A 16,005-nucleotide genomic window follows, 5' to 3' on the forward strand; every position below is an offset into this window, starting at 1 on the left:
CGGGGCTGCGGTGCGGTCCGTGCCGCCGGGTGCGGGCGCACGTCTGCGTTCTCCACCTCCGCGCCCCTCGGGGGGGGGGGGAACCCCCGCGGGGGGTGACCCCCCCCCACCGGCAGGGCGCGACGCTGACGGTCCAAGTCACCGCACACCGGCCGGGTGGCGGTCCGTCCGCGGTGCTCTTCGACCGCGCGAGGAGGAGCCATGACCGTGTCTGGTAAGGCGGCACCGCGTTCCGGACAGGCGTACCGCTCCGCCGGGGCGGCCGAGGGGTCGTCGGCCGATCCGGCGGAGGTGCTGGCGAAGCTCGGTCACTCCTGGACCTGGATCCTCGGTTCGGCGGTGGCCACCCTTGTGCCGGGCATCCTCGTACTGGTCTGGCCGGACGAGACGCTGCACGTCCTCGCGGTCCTGATCGGGCTGTACCTGCTGGTGACCGGTGGCTTCCGGTTCGTCTCGTCCTTCGCCCGCGACGACCTCGGCGAACGGCTGCCCGGACTGCTCCTGGCGGTGCTGTACGTCCTCGCGGGGGTGCTCTGCCTGCGGAACCCGCTGCAGACGATCGCCGCGCTCTCGCTGATCGTCGGGGTCGTCTGGCTGGTGTCCGGCATCCTCACCCTCTACACGGCCATCGTCGCCAAGGGCCTGCCCCACCGCGGCTTCCTCTTCGGCGCGGCGGTGATCGGCATCCTCGCCGGGATCGTGGTGCTGGCGCTGCCGACCGAGTCGGCCCAGGCGTTGACCCGGCTGCTCGGCCTGTGGATGGTCCTGCTGGGACTGGTGGAGGTGGCGATCGCCTTCGCCTGGCGAGCCACGTTCGGCAAGGGGCGCGCCACGAGTCCACGAGCCCCGGCCGGCCGGTCCGAGCCGGCGAACCCCACCGGGCCCACGAGCCACCCGGACCCCGCGAGCCCCGCTAAACCCGCCGGGACCGACTGACACCTCCCCGACCTCCTTCGTCGCCGGACCGCCGCAGCCCCCGCAATACCCCGGCAGCGCGCCGCTGCCGGGGTGCACCCCTCCCAGGAGGAGCCATGGTCCCGGACGTCCCGGACAGCAACGCCGTACCGTCCCACTCCGGCGGGGCCGAGGACACCGGTCGTGTCCTGCGCCCCGAGGAACGCTCGGAGTACGAGCGGCTGCGCCGGGCCGCGACCCTGCGCCACCGGCGGGTACGCAGGCTGGGCGCGTCGGTCCTTCTCCTGGCGGCCCTCCTGCTCGCGCCCCTGGCGGTCGTCGCGGCCTGGGTGCACGACACGGTCTCCGACACCGACCGGTACGTCGCGACCGTCGCGCCGCTGGCCTCCGACCCCGCCGTGCGGAAGGTGGTGACCGACCGGCTGACCGACCGTGTGGTGCGGCAGGTGGACGTCGAGGCGGTGACGGCCTCGCTCACGAAGGTGCTCGCGGACGCCGGGGCGCCGCCGCGCGTGGTGGCCGGCTCCGAGGCCCTGACCGGGCCGCTGACCTCCGCGGTACAGACCGTCGTACGGCGCAACGTCGACCGAGTGGTCACGAGCGACCTCTTCCAGCAGGCGTGGGAGGGATCGAACCGGCGGGCGCACGCCGCCGTGGTGGGCATGCTCACCGGGGAACGGCACGGCGCCGTCCGCGCCACGGACGACGCCGTCGAACTGGACATCGGCGCGGTGGTCGACCAGGTGCGCCAACGCCTCGTCGACCAGGGCTTCGAGAAGGCCGCCGCCATCCCGGACAGCGACCGGACCGTCACCCTGTTCCGCACCGAGGAACTGGCCAGGGCGCAGGACACGATGCGGGTGCTGGACATCGTCGGTACGTGGCTGCCCGTGCTCACCGTCGCCCTCGCGGCCCTGGCGGTGTGGACCGCCCCCCGACACCGGTTGATGCTGTTGATCACGGCTCTCGGCACCGGCGTGATGATGGTGGCGCTGCTCATCGCGCTGGCGGTCCTGCGCCGGGCGTACCTGGACACGGTCCCGGCCGTCACGCTGCCTCCGGACGCCGCCGCGGCGATCTTCGACACCTTCGTACGCTTCCTGCGCGACAGCACGCGCACCCTGCTCGTCGTCGCGCTGGTCACGGCACTGGCCGCGTATCTGTACGGTCCGGGGCGGGCGGCCGTCGGCGTGCGGAACGCGTCCCGGCGTGGCGCGGGCGCGGCCGGGCGGGCGCTGAGCCGGGCGGGTGTGCGCGTCGGCCCCGTGGGACGCCGGCTGGCCGCCCGCCGGTCGTGGGCCACCGGCATCGTCATCGGGGCGGGTGCCCTGGCCCTCGTGCTGTGGAACCACCCGACGGTCGGCTCCGTGGCGCTCGTCCTTGCCCTGGTCCTGGTGGCACTGGCCGCGGTGGCGGTGCTCGTCGCCGTCGCGGTGTCCGCCCCGCCCGAGGGCGGCAGGGCCTCCGGCCGTGTCGCTCCCTGAACCGTGGCCGGGACGCCCTGAAGTCCCGTCCCGAGCGGCCCGCGTCCGGTTCTCTCACCCTCTCCGGGTGAGCCGACGGCCCTTTGACCCGGGCACGCTGAAAAAGGTGGAAAACGGCTGGGTGAAAGCCCAGGACGGAGGAAAGTCATGTACCTCGCCTACGACTATCCGCTCATGAGTGTCTTCTGGTCCATGTTGGTCTTCTTCCTGTGGATCATGTGGTTCGTCCTGTTGTTCCGGATCGTCGTCGACATCTTCCGGGACGACGACATGAGCGGCTGGGGCAAGGCCGGCTGGCTGGCGTTGGTGATCCTCCTGCCGTTCCTCGGGGTCTTCGTCTACGTGATCGCCCGTGGCAAGAACATGGGCCACCGGGAGGTCGCGCAGGCGCGCGCACAGCACGAGGCGTTCGAGTCGTACGTCCGGGACACGGCCCGGGGCGCGGACCGGCCCAGCAGCGTCGACGAACTCGCCAGGCTGTCCGAGATCAAGTCTCGCGGCGACATCACGGAGGAGGAGTTCCACCGGGCCAAGGAGCTGGTGCTCAGCGGCTCCGGCACCTCGGCCCGGACGGGCGCCGCGCACGCGGCGGCCGGTCGCTGACGGCATCGCACGACACTGAAACGAGGCATCGGTATGACTGCCACACACACCGGTCACCCACGCGCAAACCCGGCCGAACGGCACTGGGCCGAAGGCCTGACGGTCTTCGCGGCCATCATGCTCATGATCGCGGGGGTGCTCGACATACTCCGGGGAATCATGGCGATCGCCGAGGACGACCTCTTCGTCAACACCGCCAACTACGTCTTCGAGTTCGACCTCACCTCATGGGGCTGGATCCATCTCGCCCTGGGCGTCGCGGCCGTGATCGTCAGCATCGGACTCTTCCAGGCGTCGACCTGGGCGAGGGTGGCCGGCATGGTCATCGCCGGCCTCGTCATCATCGCCAACTTCCTCTCCATGCCGTACTACCCGGTCTGGTCCATCGTGATGATCGCCTTCTCGGGCTTCATCATCTGGGCCCTGAGCGTCGTCCGGCAGGACGACTTCGACGAGTCGTTCACGACGCCGCCACGGAACCTGTGAAGGAGCCCCGGCACCGGCGGTGATCCGCGGCCCGTGCCGGGACCGCAGGCGCTCGAACGTGCGTGACCCGGTCGCCCCTTCGGGGAAGCGACCGGGTCATTCGCGTCCGATATGACATCCCGCCCGTCCGATACGGCATTCCACACGTCCGGTACGGCGTACCGTACACTGACACGAATGCCACGGAACTCACCGTCCCTGGACCGAGCGACCCCCGACCGGATCGCGAGGACCGCCCTGCGGCTGGTCGACGAGGCCGGCCCCGAAGCGCTGACCTTCCGTGCGCTGGCCGCCCGGCTGGGCATCTCCCTCGCCTCCCTCCAGCGCCGCTGCACCGACCTGGCCGGACTGCTGGACCTGTGCACCGACCACCTGGCCGCCCGGCTGCCCGAGATCGAGCCGGGCACAGGCTGGGCCGAAGCCACCGAGACGCGGTTCACCGCTCTGTACCGCCTGCTGTCGGCGCATCCGGGCCTGGTCGCGCTGCGGGGCTCCCGCCCCTGGCTCGGTCCGAACCTGCTGGCCCGGCTTGTCGAGCCGCAGCTCGCCGACAGCCTCGCGGCCGGGATGAGCCACGAGGAGGCGATCACCGTCTACCGGAGGATCTACCTGCTCACCCTCGGCAGCGCGAGTTTCGTGGACCACCGCGATCCCAGGGCCACGCAGGCGCTCACCCGTACCGCACTGGCCTCGCTCGACCCGGCGGACTACCCGGCGCTGACCGGCGACGTGGCGGCGATCCTGCCCGTCCTGACCGACCACGAGGTCTACTACGGAGCCCTGCGCCAGCTCGTCACCGCCGCCGACCCGGCACGGGCGCCGACCACCGGCGACGGCCCGCCGCTGTGAGCGCATCGCGGGTCCCCCGGACCGCCGATCCCCTTCCCGCCGCCCCACCCACGCCCCTCACCCCCGCACGCCACTCCACGGAAGAGTCAGGACCCACGGCATGAGCAACAGCACGACCGCCACTCCCACCGCCGCCCGTACGTTCAGCAGCGACAACGCCGCCGGGGCCTCCCCGGAGATAGTCGAAGCGGTGGTCCGGGCCGCCTCGGGACCGGCCTCGCCCTACGGGTCGGACGGCATCACGGCCGGTGTCCGCGGCAAGCTGTCCGAGATCTTCGAACGTGACGTCGACATTCTGATCGTCTCCACCGGCTCCGCCGCGAACGCCCTGAGCCTGGCCGCGCTCACCCCGCCCTGGGGCAGCGTCCTGTGCCACCGCGACAGCCACATCAACAACGACGAGTGCGGGGCACCGGAGTTCTACACCGCGGGCGCGAAGCTCGTCCCCCTCGGCGGTGACGACGCGAAGATCGACGCGGACGGACTCCGCGCGGCCGTCCGCAACAAGGCCGGGGACGTGCACAGCGTGGAGCCCTCCGTGGTGAGCGTCACCCAGGCCACCGAGACCGGTGCCGTCTACTCCCTCGACGAGCTGCGCACCCTCGGCTCCGTCGTCAAGGAGCCGGGCCTGCGGTTCCACATGGACGGCGCCCGTTTCGCCGGAGCCGTCGCGGCCCTCGGTGCCACCCCGGCCGAGCTGACCTGGCGGGCCGGTGTCGACCTGCTGTCGTTCGGAGCCACCAAGAACGGCACGATGACCGCCGAGGCGATCGTCGTCTTCGACCGCTCCCTCACCGCCGAACTGAGCTTCCGCGCCAAGCGGGCCGGTCAGCTCGCCTCCAAGATGCGCTTCCACGCCGCCCAGCTCGACGCGTACCTGACGGACGACCTGTGGCTGCGCAACGCGACCCACGCCAACGCCATGGCAGCCCGCCTCCAGGACGGCGTCAAGGCCGTACCGGAGGTCGACCTCCTCGGCGCCGCCGAGGCCAACATCCTCTTCTGCCGACTGCCCCAGCGGGTCACCGAGGGGCTGCTGGCCGACGGCTACACCTTCTACCACGACCGCTGGGAGCCCGGCGTCGTCCGCTTCGTCACCTCCTTCGCGACGACCCCGCAGAGCATCGACGACCTGCTCCACGACATCCGCCGGTACGCCGCTTGATCCGCCGGTCCCGGCCGGTCTCAGTCGCCGCGATGACGCCAGTACCAGAAGCCGGCGGCGACGAAGGCGCAGAGGAAGGCGACGGGCAGGATCAGCCCGGGAATGCGGGCCGCGCTCACGAGACCGCCTCCGGGAGGGCGTGCGGCGGTGCGTCGATCATTCCCATACGTGTCCGAATCCGCTGTGGTGTGGTGTGGGTACCGGGTGCGCCGGCGTGCCGTGCGGCATGCCGGGAACGCGGGAGCCGGGGGGGGTGGGGGTGCGATACGCGGCCCGGACGGCATCGGCCCCATGATGGCGGAGGCGACCGGGATCCGGGCCGCGCCGGACGTGGCTGAATGTGTGTGCGATCATCTCCCGCCCGGCTCCGGTCGCCGGACGAACGACATGAGGAGACATACGCGATGGGTACCGCCGTGCACGTCCCGCAGACACGGGACATGATCGGGGAGGAACTCTCCGGCGACGAGGCACTCACCGCGCTGCGCCGCTACGGCGGCAGGCGCCTCCTGGTGGACGCGTTCGCCCGCTTCCGCTACGCCGACGGCTTCACCAACGCGCGCTCCCTCGCCTTCCAGGTGGTCCTCGGCATGGTGCCGTTCACCATCGCCCTGGTGGGGGTCGCCACGACCGTCCACACCGAGAGCATCGGACGGATCATCGAGCTCACCCTCGGCCGTATCGTGCCCGGTGCCAGCGCCGATCTGGTCGAGGAGGCCCTGGACAAGACGGCCCGCAGCGCCGGGTCCGGTGTCTGGGGCGCCCTCGCGATGTGGCTGGGCCTGGCCTTCGCCGTACTCAACCTGACCTCGGCGATGGGCCAGGTCGAGCGGGGCGCCAACCGGATCTACGGCATCGAACGCGACCGGCCGTTCCTCACCAAGTACGGCCGGTCCCTGCTCCTCGCCCTCACCGCGGGCATGCCCCTCGTCCTGGGATTCGTCGTCCTCGTCGCCGGTGACGCGGTGGGGGAGTCGGTGGTGGAGACCTTCGGCTGGTCCCGGGACGCTCTCGACTGGTGGGGACCGCTCGAAGTGCCCCTGGGCGTGGTGCTGGTGTGGGTCGCCTCCGCGGTGATCTTCCGCTGGGCCCCGCGCCGGGACCAGCCCGGCTACACCTGGCTGGCCTTCGGCTCGGCGGTCCATCTGGTGCTGTGGGTCGCGGCCACCTGGCTCCTGGCGCTCTACGTCGCCAGGAGCGGGTCGTTCGGTGCCGTCTACGGCCCCCTCACCGCGTTCGTGGCCCTGCTGCTGTGGGCCAACCTCACCGGTGTCGCGCTCTTCCTCGGAGTCGCGTTCGCCGCCCAGCTCGAAGCCGCGCGTGCCGGCATCACCGCCGCCGTGGAACCGGATCCGGGCTCCGGCCCCTGACCCGCGGGACGACGAAGGGCCCCCTGCGCGGCGACTGCGCCCGGCGGCACGTCACCGCCGCCGAGCCGCGGGGTTCTCGGTCCGGTGGTCGTAGTACGCCCACACGGCGACCGCCACGACCGCGGTGCCCGCGACCGCCCCCACGCGCACCGCGCCCGTGGTGGTGAAGGCGACCAGACCGGTCAGGGCCCCTCCGCACAGCATGATCGTGCGGCTCACGAAACGCTGCCGGGGGTTCTGCGGCTCCTCCCGGTCCTTGAGGTCGTGCAGGGCGTCGTGGGCCGGCTGCCCCGAGCCGCGCCGGGCGCGTGACCGGTACGCCAGCGCGTAGCTGATCAGCGCGTACAGAGCGAGGGCGCCCAGGGCCCAGAGCCAGCCTTCGGGGTCCCCTCCGCTTCCACGTGCCAGATGCATGACACATCTCCTCCCGTTCGGCTCCCGGATGCCCCCAAAACCCGGGGGCACGCAGGACGCCTGTCACGAGCCGATGGAAAAGAACGACGCAGAACCCTAGGGACCGACTGGACGGTATGTCATTCTACGGGGCAGGACGAGACAGGTGCCGACCATCGCAGGGAACCGCGGCCGACAGGCGGCCGTGCACGGACCGCTGTGAGCGCACCGCCACGGAGCAGACGAGCCGACGCCCCGGGAGAACGCGATGCAGCAAGCCCTACGGTCCCGAACCGAGTTCGGTCACGGACCGCCGTCCGCCGCGCTGTCGCATGCGCCGAAGGTCCGTTCGCTGATCGACGCCGACGCTCTTCGTGTGCTGCACCGGTCGGCACGGGTGCTCCTGAACGACCTTCCGGAGCTGACCGACCGGCTGGTGGCGGCGCTGCGGCAACAGGAACCCGCCTACCGCAGCACCCTGGAGAGCGATCCCGCGGGCACCTGGCAGGAGGCGCACCGGTCGCTCCGGCACAGTGTCAGCTCGCTGCTCGACCCGCGCAGCGCCCGGGACGCCGCCCTGCGTTGCTCCTGGAAGATCGGCGCCTCGCGTGCCGAACAGGGGCTGCCGCTGGACGCGTTGCTGCACGCCTTCCGGCTCGGCGGGTCCCTGATCTGGCAGTCGCTGGTCGAGGAGACCTCGCGGACCGCCCCCGAGGACGTCCGCCTGCTCGTCCACGTGGCGGCCGACGTGTGGAACTTCGTCGACGAGCACTGCACCCTCGTGGCGGACGTCTACCGCAAGGTGGAACGGCAGCACGCCTGGCGCCAGGAGCACCGGGTGCGCCTGCTGACCGCCGCCCTGCTGGACGGCACGAGCCGGATCGCGGACGTCGCCGAGACGGCGGAGGCCCTGGACCTGCCGGAACAGGGCCGGTACGCGGTGATCGCCGTCGCGGGCGGACGCCAGGCGGGCCGCACGTCCGTGCCCGGCGCCGTCGTCCCGGCCGGTGTGCGCGTGTACTGGCACACAGGGGTGGAGGTCGACCACTGCATCGTCCTCGTCGGCGACGACGACGGTGACCAGGACGAGCCGACGGTGGGACTGAGCGCGCCCGCGGGGACGAGAGTCGGTGTCGGGCCCGTCGTGGCGGGCCTCGCCGCGGTGGGCGACGCCCGCAGGCTGGCGGACATGGCCCTGAGCATGTGCGCCGACGACGGCGGCACCGTACGGCTGACCGAGCAGTTGCCGGCCGCCCTCGTGATGTCGTGCCCGGAGCTGGGCGGCGCGCTGGCCGAGAAGGTCCTGGGGCCGCTGCTGCGTCTGGAGCCGTCCGACCGCGACATCCTGCTGGACACACTATCTGCGTGGCTCGACTGCGACGGCTCGGCGCAGCGGGCGAGTGTCCGGCTGTACTGCCATCGCAACACCGTCCTCAACCGGCTGAAGCGGTGCGAGCAGTTGACCGGACGGTCGCTCGCCCGCCCGGCGGACATGGTCGAGTTCAGCCTCGCGCTGACCGCCCGGCGCCTGCTGCGCGACGCCTGATGCCCCGTATGTGATCGTCTGAAAGTTACCTCAGGGTATGGCGTGACTTCTCACGGGAGTGCCAGTAGAACCCGTTTCACTCTATGGAGAGTGAGGAGCCGCGCATGAACGACGATTCCCCACGTGGGACAGGCCTGAGAGGTGTGACCCGGCGAAAATTCATTACTGGAACTGGTTCTTTTCTTGGCTCGGCCGCGCTCGCCGGGCAGATGGGCCCGGCGCATGCCGCCACCGCGGTCGCGGCGGCGGTGATCGAACCGGGGGCGCACGTGCCCGCCCTCGTGATCGGCACCGGATACGGCGGTTCGGTGGCCGCTCTGCGCCTGGCCCAGGCGGGCGTCGACGTGCACATGGTCGAGATGGGCATGGCCTGGGACACCCCCGGCTCGGACGGCAAGATCTTCGCCAACACGACGAGTCCCGACCACCGGTCCTACTGGCTGCGCACCAGGACGAAGCAGCCGCTCAGCAACTTCCTCGGCTTCCCCATCGACAAGGACGTCCCGCGCTACACGGGGATCCTGGACGCCGAGGAGATGGGCGGCATCACCGTCTACCAGGGGCGTGGCGTGGGCGGCGGTTCGCTGGTCAACGGAGGCATGGCGGTCACTCCGAAGCGGGAGAACTTCGCCGCCGTCCTGCCGTCGGTCGACGCCGCACAGATGTACTCCGTCCACTACCCGCGCGCCAACGCGGGTCTGGGGGTCGGCACGGTCGACCCGGCCTGGTTCGAGACGGCCGACTGCTACCAGTACGCGCGGGTCGGCCGTAAGCACGCCCAGCGTTCGGGCTTCCCGTTCGTCTTCGTGCCCGACGTGTACGACTGGGACTACATGGAGCAGGAGGCCGCCGGGACCGTACCGAAGTCCGCACTCGCGGGCGAGATCCTCTATGGCAACAACTACGGCAAGAAGTCCCTGCAGAAGACCTATCTCGCCAGGGCGAAGGCGACCGGACGGGTCTCGATCTCACCACTGCACAAGGTCACTTCGGTCGCCCCGGCCCCCGGCGGCGGCTACACGGTCGTCATCGACCAGCTCAACACGACCGGCGGCACCACGGCCACCAAGACCGTCACCGCGGACCGGGTGTTCTTCGCGGCCGGCAGCGTCGGCACCAGCAAGCTCCTGGTCAGGCTGAAGGCCACCGGCGCACTGCCCGGCCTCAACAGCGAGGTGGGCAAGGGCTGGGGGGACAACGGCAACGTGATGTGCGGCCGCGCCAACCATCTGTGGGACCCCACGGGGGCCGTGCAGTCGTCCATCCCGTGCTCCGGCATCGACAACTGGGCCGCGGGTGGCGCGTTCGCCGAGGTGGCCCCCCTGCCCACCGGCATCGAGACCTACGCCTCCTTCTATCTGTCGATCACCAAGAACCCCCACCGCGCCCAGTTCTCGTACAACGCCGGCACCGGCAACGTCGGCCTGGACTGGCAGACGGCCTGGAAGCAGCCGTCCATCGACATGGCCAAGACGATCTTCGACAAGATCAACGCCAAGGAGGGCACGATCTACCGGACCGACCTGTTCGGCACCTACAAGATCTGGGGCGACCACCTCACGTACCACCCCCTCGGGGGCGCGGTGCTCAACAAGGCGACGGACAACTACGGCCGCCTGCACGGGCATCCGGGTCTGTACGTCATCGACGGCGCGCTCATCCCGGGCAACACCAGCGTCAACCCGTTCGTCACCATCACGGCGCTCGCGGAACGGAACATCGAAGCGATCATCGCCGCGGACCTGTAGCGCACACGGACACGGACACGGACTCGGACACGGAACCGGGGCCGCCCGGACCACCGGACGGTCCCGGATCGGCGGGCCCGTAGTCAGTGCCCCGGCAGCACACACATGGCGTCCAGCCCCAGTACCCGGTTGAGCCGCCCGAACGCCAGCCACGAGCCGAGACTCATCGTCAGCTCGACGATCTCGGCCTGGCCGTAGTAGGCGGTCATCCGGTCCCAGAACTCCTCGTCGAGGCCGTGATGGTCCAGGGCGTACCGCTCGGCGTACTCGGCGGCCAGCCGGGTTCGCTCGTCGAAGGCGTCGGTCGTGCGCCACTTCGCCACCGCGTCGGCGAACTCCTCCTCGACCTTGAGCCCGTCCCGCTCGGTCCGCCAGTCGAGGCAGAAGAGACAGCCGTTGATCTGCGCGATCCGCAGCCGCGCGGCCTCGAACTCGCGCAGTCCCAGCGTCGTGTGGGCGTACACGGCCAGCGAGAAGTTCGCGGCGGCGGGCCCGATACCGGGGACCATCTCGCCCCACACGTACTCGATCGCGTTCCTGCCCTCGGGAATGTCGACGTCCATCCGGGACTCCTTCGCGTGCGCCGTGTCACTTCCTGCCGAGCCTTCCGACCGCCGGCCGCAGCGGGACGTCGAGCGTGTCGTACAGTCCCGGCTCCGCGTCCACGAGCCACTCGATCGCGCCCACCAGCCGGCCGACCGCCGTGGCGTTCCCGCCAGCGGACCGGTTCTCGCCCTCGTCGGTCGCCTCGACGGTGATCTCGATGCGCGGGCGACCCTCGATGATCACGCGATGGGCCCCGTCGCCGTTCGGCGGCACCGGCCAGTCCGGTGCGCAGGACGGATGGATCCGGGTGACGTGCTCGATCACGATCCGGGGCTCGCCCCCGACGACACCCTGCACCTCGAAGCGCACCGCGCCCTGGGTGCCGGCCTCGAACTCGCCCATCGTCCGGGTGCGCACGGTGGCGTCGAGCGGGCGGCGCTGCAGGGTCTCGCGGATCTCGTCGAGTTCGACGCCCAGAGCCCTGGCCATCAGCCGTATCTGTCCGCCCCACACCATGGTCGGGATCGACGGGGCGAGCATCAGCGGCTCGTAGTCCATCGGCTGCCCCATCCCGACCAGGAACCGCACCGACTCCTCCTGCTCGTACGTGGAGTAGTCGAAAATCTCCTGGCAGCGGATGGTGTCGACGACCGTGCCGAGACCGCTCATCAGCAGGGGCAGTACGTCGTTGCCCCAGCCTGGGTCGACGCCGGAGACGAACAGCGACCCGCCGCCGTCGGCGATGGCGGCCAGCACGGGGTCACGGAACTCGGGCGGGGCGTTGCGCTGGTCGTAGAGCGGATACAGCGACGGGGTGACGACCACGGCACCGGCGCGGATCGCCCTGCCCAGGTCGGCCAGCGCCTCGTCGGGCCGGAGGTCGCCCGAGGCCGCGTACACGACGGCCCGGGGGGCCGCGGCCAGTACGGCGTCGATGTCGTCGGTCGCCGTGACGCCCAGGCCCCGGCCGAGACCGCCGAGCTCGCCCGCGTCGCGCCCGACCTTGCCGGGGCTGTGGACGAGCACGGCCGCGAGGTCGAGCGCCGGATGCGCCTCGACCGCACGGATCGCGGCGCGGCCGACATTGCCGGTACCCCAGACCACCGTGGGAATCATGCGCGGAGCGTAACCTGACGAGTCGTCAGTTTCCATAGGCGTGCACGCCCCTCCCGGGGTCCCCGCCGGAGCGCTCCCGGCAGGGACCCCGGGAGGGGCGGCGGTCCGTAGGTAACGGTTTTCCGGCGGTGCGGCCGTGCCGTTGCCTGACGGGCCCTCCGTGATAGTCTTGATCCAGTTGCAGTTGTAGTTCCCGCACACTTCAAGTGCCGCAGGCGAATTCGTATTCGTCGGGCACTTTTGTATTTCCGGCGTTCCATTCCGGACGGGGTCAATTGCGGCGTCACAGGGGTCCACACAGTGCGGGCCCCCGGGTACTGCCCCGAAAGGGATATGACATGGCTAGTGGAACCGTGAAGTGGTTCAACTCGGAAAAGGGCTTCGGCTTTATCGAGCAGGACGGCGGCGGCCCCGACGTCTTCGCCCACTACTCGAACATCGCCACCCAGGGCTTCCGTGAGCTCCAGGAGGGCCAGAAGGTGACCTTCGACGTTACGCAGGGCCAGAAGGGCCCGCAGGCGGAGAACATCGTTCCTGCCTGATGCTGTAGCGCGCTCGGCAGCTGGGGTCCCACTTAGCGGTGGGGCCCCAGCTTGTTGCATTTTCAAAGGTCGGCGGGACCGCCCCGCGGGCCCACCGACGGCCGGTCCGGTTCACGTGCACTCCGCGCCCCCGATCCGGGTCCTTCGATCCGCCCCGTTCCCACTCCGGGGATTCCCGCCGCCCGACACCGTTTCCCGGTGTGCCGAGTCGGCTGGGCAGGCCTGCTTTCGTCTTACATCCGGCTCGTTCTTGCAATTCGTTCGGCTCGTACATGCCGAGAATTCCTCGATACGTGCCATATCGAGGAAGGTTCTTCATGAACCGCTCAGCTCGTACGAATGATCGTTTCTCAAACAACCGCAAGGACGGCTTCGGCGGCTCGGGCCGCGGCGGCCGGTCCCATGCGCCGGGCCAGAGTCGCACCGTCGGCCGCTCCGGCGGCAACGGACGGCGGCCCGCAGCGGTGCAGGGTGAGTTCGCACCGCCGACCACCCTCACCCCCGCCCTCCCGGCGGTGGAAACCTTCGGTGAACTGGGCCTGCCCGCCGAGCTGCTGGAGACGCTCACCGGCCTCGGCGTGGAGGAGCCCTTTCCGATCCAGGCCGCCACGCTGCCCAACTCGCTCGCGGGCCGCGACGTGCTGGGCCGTGGCCGCACCGGTTCGGGCAAGACGCTCGCCTTCGGCCTGGCGCTCCTCGTCCGCACGGCCGGACGGCGTGCCGAGCCGAAGAAGCCGCTGGCGCTGATCCTGGTCCCCACCCGTGAGCTGGCCCAGCAGGTCACGGACGCGCTCACGCCGTACGCCCGCTCCCTCAAGCTGCGGATGGCCACCGTGGTCGGCGGTATGTCGATCGGCCGGCAGGCCGGTGCGCTGCGTTCCGGCGCCGAGGTCGTCGTCGCGACCCCGGGCCGCCTCATGGACCTGGTCGAGCGCAGGGACTGCCGTCTGGACCGGGTCGGCATCACGGTCCTGGACGAGGCGGACCAGATGGCCGACATGGGCTTCATGCCCCAGGTGACGGCGCTCCTCGACCTGGTGAAGCCCGACGGCCAGCGGATGCTGTTCTCGGCCACCCTGGACCGCAACATCGACCTCCTGGTCCGCGGCTACCTCCACGACCCGGTGGTCCACTCGGTCGACCCGTCGGCCGGCGCCGTCACGACGATGGAGCACCACGTGCTGTACGTGCACGGCGCCGACAAGTACGCCACCGCCACGGAGATCGCGGCCCGTGACGGGCGCGTGCTGATGTTCCTCGACACCAAGCACGCCGTCGACCAGTTCACCAAGCACCTGCTCGGCAGCGGGGTGAAGGCCGCGGCCCTGCACGGCGGCAAGTCGCAGCCGCAGCGCAACCGCACCCTGGCCCAGTTCAAGAGCGGCGCGGTCACCGTGCTGGTGGCGACCAACGTCGCGGCCCGAGGGATCCACGTCGACGATCTCGACCTCGTGGTCAACGTCGACCCGCCCGGCGACCACAAGGACTACCTGCACCGCGGCGGCCGTACGGCACGGGCGGGTGAGTCCGGCAGTGTCGTCACACTGGTCATGCCCAACCAGCGCCGGGACATGACCCGGCTGATGTCCGACGCCCGTATCAGGCCGCAGGTCACCCAGGTCCGCTCCGGCGAGGCCGAGCTGAGCCGCATCACCGGCGCGCAGAGGCCTTCCGGTGTCCCCGTCGCCGGGAGCGGCCAGACCGCGGAGCGCCCCCAGCGCGGCGGCGCCCCCTTCCGGGGCATGGGCACCCGCCCCGGCCGCGCCGGTGGTGAGTCCCGCAGGACGGCGGAGGCGCGTCAGACGGCGGAGGCCCGCAAGGCCGCCCGGATCCGCCGCGGCGCGTAGCTCGCACGTATGTGTAGTCGCACGTCAGTACGGGTGTCGGGCGCTCCGGGCGGCGGTGAACGCTGAGATCCACCATTCTGGAAGCAGATGCGATCACATTGCCCACATTGGGGAAGTCGAGTCCCATGACCGAATCAGAGTTTCCGCCGGAAAGCCGCCCCGTGGACCTTTACCTCGATCTGCTGCGTGTCCGAATGACCCCGACGGACTACGCGATGCTGCTGCGCATGGTCGAACCCGTGCTCGAAGCGATGCAGGAGCAACGCGCTGGACCGATCGAGCTGAGCCTGGACGGTGAGGAGGGCTCCAAGGTCTCGCAGGAGGTCCGTGACGAGGCGTCCCTCGTCGTGGCCGTCGCCGTCACCGGGCGCATGGACAACCAGATCGTCGAGATCGAGACCGAGGGCGGCGGACCCGTCAGGGTCGTGACGGACTCGGGCACCGCGGCCGATCCCGCCCGGTGCCAGGAGATCGCCGACTTCATCGGTGAGCGCCAGCGTCAGGACGAGGAGCTGCGCGGCATCGCCGAGGTGAGCGGACTGCCCACCGACGTCTGACGCCCCACCGGTGCCAGACGCGTCACACGGCACGGGTTCCCACCATGCCCGGGGCACGGCCCTGCGATGCTGGCGCCCGTGTCGATCACCTCGTCCCTGCCGGAACCCATCACGCCCGACGCCCCGGTCGTACTCCGCCGTCCGCTGCTCACACAGCAGTGGCTGGACCTGACCTTCGTGCACTGGGCCGTGGACACGGCGGCCGTCGAGGGACTGCTGCCGGCCGGTACCGTCCCCGACACCCTGGACGGCGTCACCTACGTCGGCCTGGTCGCCTTCCGCATGCACCGGGTGGGCTGGTCGCGGCTGCCGGGTGTGCCCTACCTCGGCTCCTTCCCGGAGACCAACGTGCGGCTGTACTCGGTCGACGAGTACGGGCGGCGCGGTGTGGTCTTCCTGTCCATGGACGCGTCCCGGCTCGTACCGGTGCTCATGGGCCGCCTCGGTTTCCGCCTGCCGTACGTGTGGTCCCGCATGTCCCTGCGGACCGGCGAGGACACGGTCGGCTACACCAGCGCGCGGCGCCTGCCGGGCCCACGGGACGCGTACAGCCGTCTCGTCGTCAGGCCGGGGCAGCGGATAGCGGAACCCACCGGCCTCGAACACTTCCTGACCGCCCGGTGGGGTATGCACAACCCGTTCTTCGGTGACGCCGGATTCCTGCCGAACGACCATCCACGCTGGCCGCTGCACCGCGCGACGCTGGTCCGGTGCGAGGAGAACCTCATCAGCTCGGCCGGCCTGCCGGCGCCGACAGGGGATCCGGTGAGCGTGCTGTACTCGCCAGGAGTCCCCGTCCGCCTCGGCCGCGCGATGACGGGCCCTCCGCGCCGCTGAG

The 16,005-nt window shown here is 70.9% G+C and carries 16 protein-coding genes; 13 read left to right on the forward strand and 3 right to left on the reverse strand.

The window, feature by feature from the left end; genetic code table 11:
* Window positions 1-201: 201 nt before the first annotated feature.
* The 7 genes from ACIOKD_RS32175 to ACIOKD_RS32205 all read left to right on the forward strand — a co-directional run bounded on the left by ACIOKD_RS32175 (window position 202) and on the right by ACIOKD_RS32205 (window position 6,872).
* A complete protein-coding gene (locus tag ACIOKD_RS32175) occupies window positions 202-936 on the forward strand; it encodes an HdeD family acid-resistance protein (RefSeq protein ID WP_402091006.1) in 735 nt (244 codons plus the stop codon).
* A gap of 95 nt (window positions 937-1,031) precedes the next feature.
* The gene (locus ACIOKD_RS32180; protein ID WP_402091008.1) at window positions 1,032-2,399 is read left to right on the forward strand and encodes a hypothetical protein; all 1,368 of its coding nucleotides are present in this window, start codon (window positions 1,032-1,034) and stop codon (window positions 2,397-2,399) included.
* Between the two features lie 147 nt (window positions 2,400-2,546).
* Entirely contained in the window at window positions 2,547-3,002 is a 456-nt protein-coding gene (locus tag ACIOKD_RS32185) for an SHOCT domain-containing protein (protein WP_402091010.1), read from the forward strand.
* 33 nt (window positions 3,003-3,035) lie between these two features.
* Window positions 3,036-3,488 (forward strand): hypothetical protein, encoded by a 453-nt coding sequence (locus ACIOKD_RS32190; RefSeq protein ID WP_402091012.1) that lies wholly within the window; start codon window positions 3,036-3,038, stop codon window positions 3,486-3,488.
* 177 nt (window positions 3,489-3,665) lie between these two features.
* Window positions 3,666-4,337, forward strand: a complete 672-nt coding sequence (locus tag ACIOKD_RS32195) for a TetR/AcrR family transcriptional regulator (protein ID WP_402091014.1) — start codon at window positions 3,666-3,668, stop codon at window positions 4,335-4,337.
* Between the two features lie 100 nt (window positions 4,338-4,437).
* Window positions 4,438-5,502 carry a threonine aldolase family protein gene (locus ACIOKD_RS32200; RefSeq protein ID WP_402091016.1) on the forward strand — a complete coding sequence of 355 codons (1,065 nt, stop codon included), beginning with the start codon at window positions 4,438-4,440 and terminating at the stop codon, window positions 5,500-5,502.
* 404 nt (window positions 5,503-5,906) lie between these two features.
* Window positions 5,907-6,872 carry a YihY/virulence factor BrkB family protein gene (locus tag ACIOKD_RS32205; RefSeq protein ID WP_402091018.1) on the forward strand — a complete coding sequence of 322 codons (966 nt, stop codon included), beginning with the start codon at window positions 5,907-5,909 and terminating at the stop codon, window positions 6,870-6,872.
* Window positions 6,873-6,923: 51 nt separating this feature from the next.
* On the opposite strand, the gene ACIOKD_RS32210 is transcribed toward ACIOKD_RS32205, so the two are convergent.
* Window positions 6,924-7,286 (reverse strand): hypothetical protein, encoded by a 363-nt coding sequence (locus ACIOKD_RS32210; RefSeq protein ID WP_402091020.1) that lies wholly within the window; start codon window positions 7,284-7,286, stop codon window positions 6,924-6,926.
* Between the two features lie 247 nt (window positions 7,287-7,533).
* On the opposite strand from ACIOKD_RS32210, the gene ACIOKD_RS32215 reads away from it, so the two are divergent.
* Window positions 7,534-8,811: a PucR family transcriptional regulator gene (locus tag ACIOKD_RS32215; RefSeq protein WP_402091022.1), complete on the forward strand. Its 1,278-nt coding sequence runs from the start codon at window positions 7,534-7,536 to the stop codon at window positions 8,809-8,811.
* 104 nt (window positions 8,812-8,915) lie between these two features.
* The gene (locus ACIOKD_RS32220; protein ID WP_402091024.1) at window positions 8,916-10,559 is read left to right on the forward strand and encodes a GMC oxidoreductase; all 1,644 of its coding nucleotides are present in this window, start codon (window positions 8,916-8,918) and stop codon (window positions 10,557-10,559) included.
* A gap of 83 nt (window positions 10,560-10,642) precedes the next feature.
* Here the strand turns inward: ACIOKD_RS32220 and ACIOKD_RS32225 are convergent, their stop codons facing one another.
* Both ACIOKD_RS32225 and ACIOKD_RS32230 read right to left on the reverse strand, forming a co-directional pair.
* Window positions 10,643-11,122, reverse strand: coding sequence for a carboxymuconolactone decarboxylase family protein (locus ACIOKD_RS32225; RefSeq protein ID WP_402091026.1), 480 nt, complete (start codon window positions 11,120-11,122; stop codon window positions 10,643-10,645).
* A gap of 25 nt (window positions 11,123-11,147) precedes the next feature.
* The gene (locus ACIOKD_RS32230; RefSeq protein WP_402091028.1) at window positions 11,148-12,221 is read right to left on the reverse strand and encodes a dihydrodipicolinate reductase; all 1,074 of its coding nucleotides are present in this window, start codon (window positions 12,219-12,221) and stop codon (window positions 11,148-11,150) included.
* A 338-nt stretch (window positions 12,222-12,559) separates the two neighbouring features.
* On the opposite strand from ACIOKD_RS32230, the gene ACIOKD_RS32235 reads away from it, so the two are divergent.
* The 4 genes from ACIOKD_RS32235 to ACIOKD_RS32250 all read left to right on the forward strand — a co-directional run bounded on the left by ACIOKD_RS32235 (window position 12,560) and on the right by ACIOKD_RS32250 (window position 16,004).
* Window positions 12,560-12,763 carry a cold-shock protein gene (locus tag ACIOKD_RS32235; protein ID WP_107014974.1) on the forward strand — a complete coding sequence of 68 codons (204 nt, stop codon included), beginning with the start codon at window positions 12,560-12,562 and terminating at the stop codon, window positions 12,761-12,763.
* A 317-nt stretch (window positions 12,764-13,080) separates the two neighbouring features.
* On the forward strand, window positions 13,081-14,610 hold the full coding sequence (locus tag ACIOKD_RS32240; protein WP_402091030.1) for a DEAD/DEAH box helicase: 1,530 nt from the start codon (window positions 13,081-13,083) through the stop codon (window positions 14,608-14,610).
* A gap of 125 nt (window positions 14,611-14,735) precedes the next feature.
* Entirely contained in the window at window positions 14,736-15,167 is a 432-nt protein-coding gene (locus ACIOKD_RS32245; RefSeq protein ID WP_402091032.1) for a hypothetical protein, read from the forward strand.
* A gap of 66 nt (window positions 15,168-15,233) precedes the next feature.
* Window positions 15,234-16,004 (forward strand): YqjF family protein, encoded by a 771-nt coding sequence (locus ACIOKD_RS32250; RefSeq protein WP_402091034.1) that lies wholly within the window; start codon window positions 15,234-15,236, stop codon window positions 16,002-16,004.
* The last annotated feature ends 1 nt before the right edge of the window (window position 16,005 follow it).

The sequence above is a fragment of the Streptomyces sp. NPDC087844 genome, assembly GCF_044742785.1.
Taxonomy (GTDB): Bacteria; Actinomycetota; Actinomycetes; order Streptomycetales; family Streptomycetaceae; genus Streptomyces.

Bases quoted from the DNA above. Each gene is read 5' to 3' on its own strand.
- ACIOKD_RS32250 (WP_402091034.1), top strand. From the start codon at position 15,234: ATGCTGGCGCCCGTGTCGATCACCTCGTCCCTGCCGGAACCCATCACG.
- ACIOKD_RS32215 (WP_402091022.1), top strand. From the start codon at position 7,534: ATGCAGCAAGCCCTACGGTCCCGAACCGAGTTCGGTCACGGACCGCCG.
- ACIOKD_RS32180 (WP_402091008.1), top strand. From the start codon at position 1,032: ATGGTCCCGGACGTCCCGGACAGCAACGCCGTACCGTCCCACTCCGGC.
- ACIOKD_RS32240 (WP_402091030.1), top strand. From the start codon at position 13,081: ATGAACCGCTCAGCTCGTACGAATGATCGTTTCTCAAACAACCGCAAG.
- ACIOKD_RS32185 (WP_402091010.1), top strand. From the start codon at position 2,547: ATGTACCTCGCCTACGACTATCCGCTCATGAGTGTCTTCTGGTCCATG.
- ACIOKD_RS32190 (WP_402091012.1), top strand. From the start codon at position 3,036: ATGACTGCCACACACACCGGTCACCCACGCGCAAACCCGGCCGAACGG.
- ACIOKD_RS32230 (WP_402091028.1), bottom strand. From the start codon at position 12,221: ATGATTCCCACGGTGGTCTGGGGTACCGGCAATGTCGGCCGCGCCGCG.
- ACIOKD_RS32225 (WP_402091026.1), bottom strand. From the start codon at position 11,122: ATGGACGTCGACATTCCCGAGGGCAGGAACGCGATCGAGTACGTGTGG.
- ACIOKD_RS32200 (WP_402091016.1), top strand. From the start codon at position 4,438: ATGAGCAACAGCACGACCGCCACTCCCACCGCCGCCCGTACGTTCAGC.
- ACIOKD_RS32235 (WP_107014974.1), top strand. From the start codon at position 12,560: ATGGCTAGTGGAACCGTGAAGTGGTTCAACTCGGAAAAGGGCTTCGGC.
- ACIOKD_RS32245 (WP_402091032.1), top strand. From the start codon at position 14,736: ATGACCGAATCAGAGTTTCCGCCGGAAAGCCGCCCCGTGGACCTTTAC.
- ACIOKD_RS32220 (WP_402091024.1), top strand. From the start codon at position 8,916: ATGAACGACGATTCCCCACGTGGGACAGGCCTGAGAGGTGTGACCCGG.
- ACIOKD_RS32210 (WP_402091020.1), bottom strand. From the start codon at position 7,286: ATGCATCTGGCACGTGGAAGCGGAGGGGACCCCGAAGGCTGGCTCTGG.
- ACIOKD_RS32195 (WP_402091014.1), top strand. From the start codon at position 3,666: ATGCCACGGAACTCACCGTCCCTGGACCGAGCGACCCCCGACCGGATC.
- ACIOKD_RS32175 (WP_402091006.1), top strand. From the start codon at position 202: ATGACCGTGTCTGGTAAGGCGGCACCGCGTTCCGGACAGGCGTACCGC.
- ACIOKD_RS32205 (WP_402091018.1), top strand. From the start codon at position 5,907: ATGGGTACCGCCGTGCACGTCCCGCAGACACGGGACATGATCGGGGAG.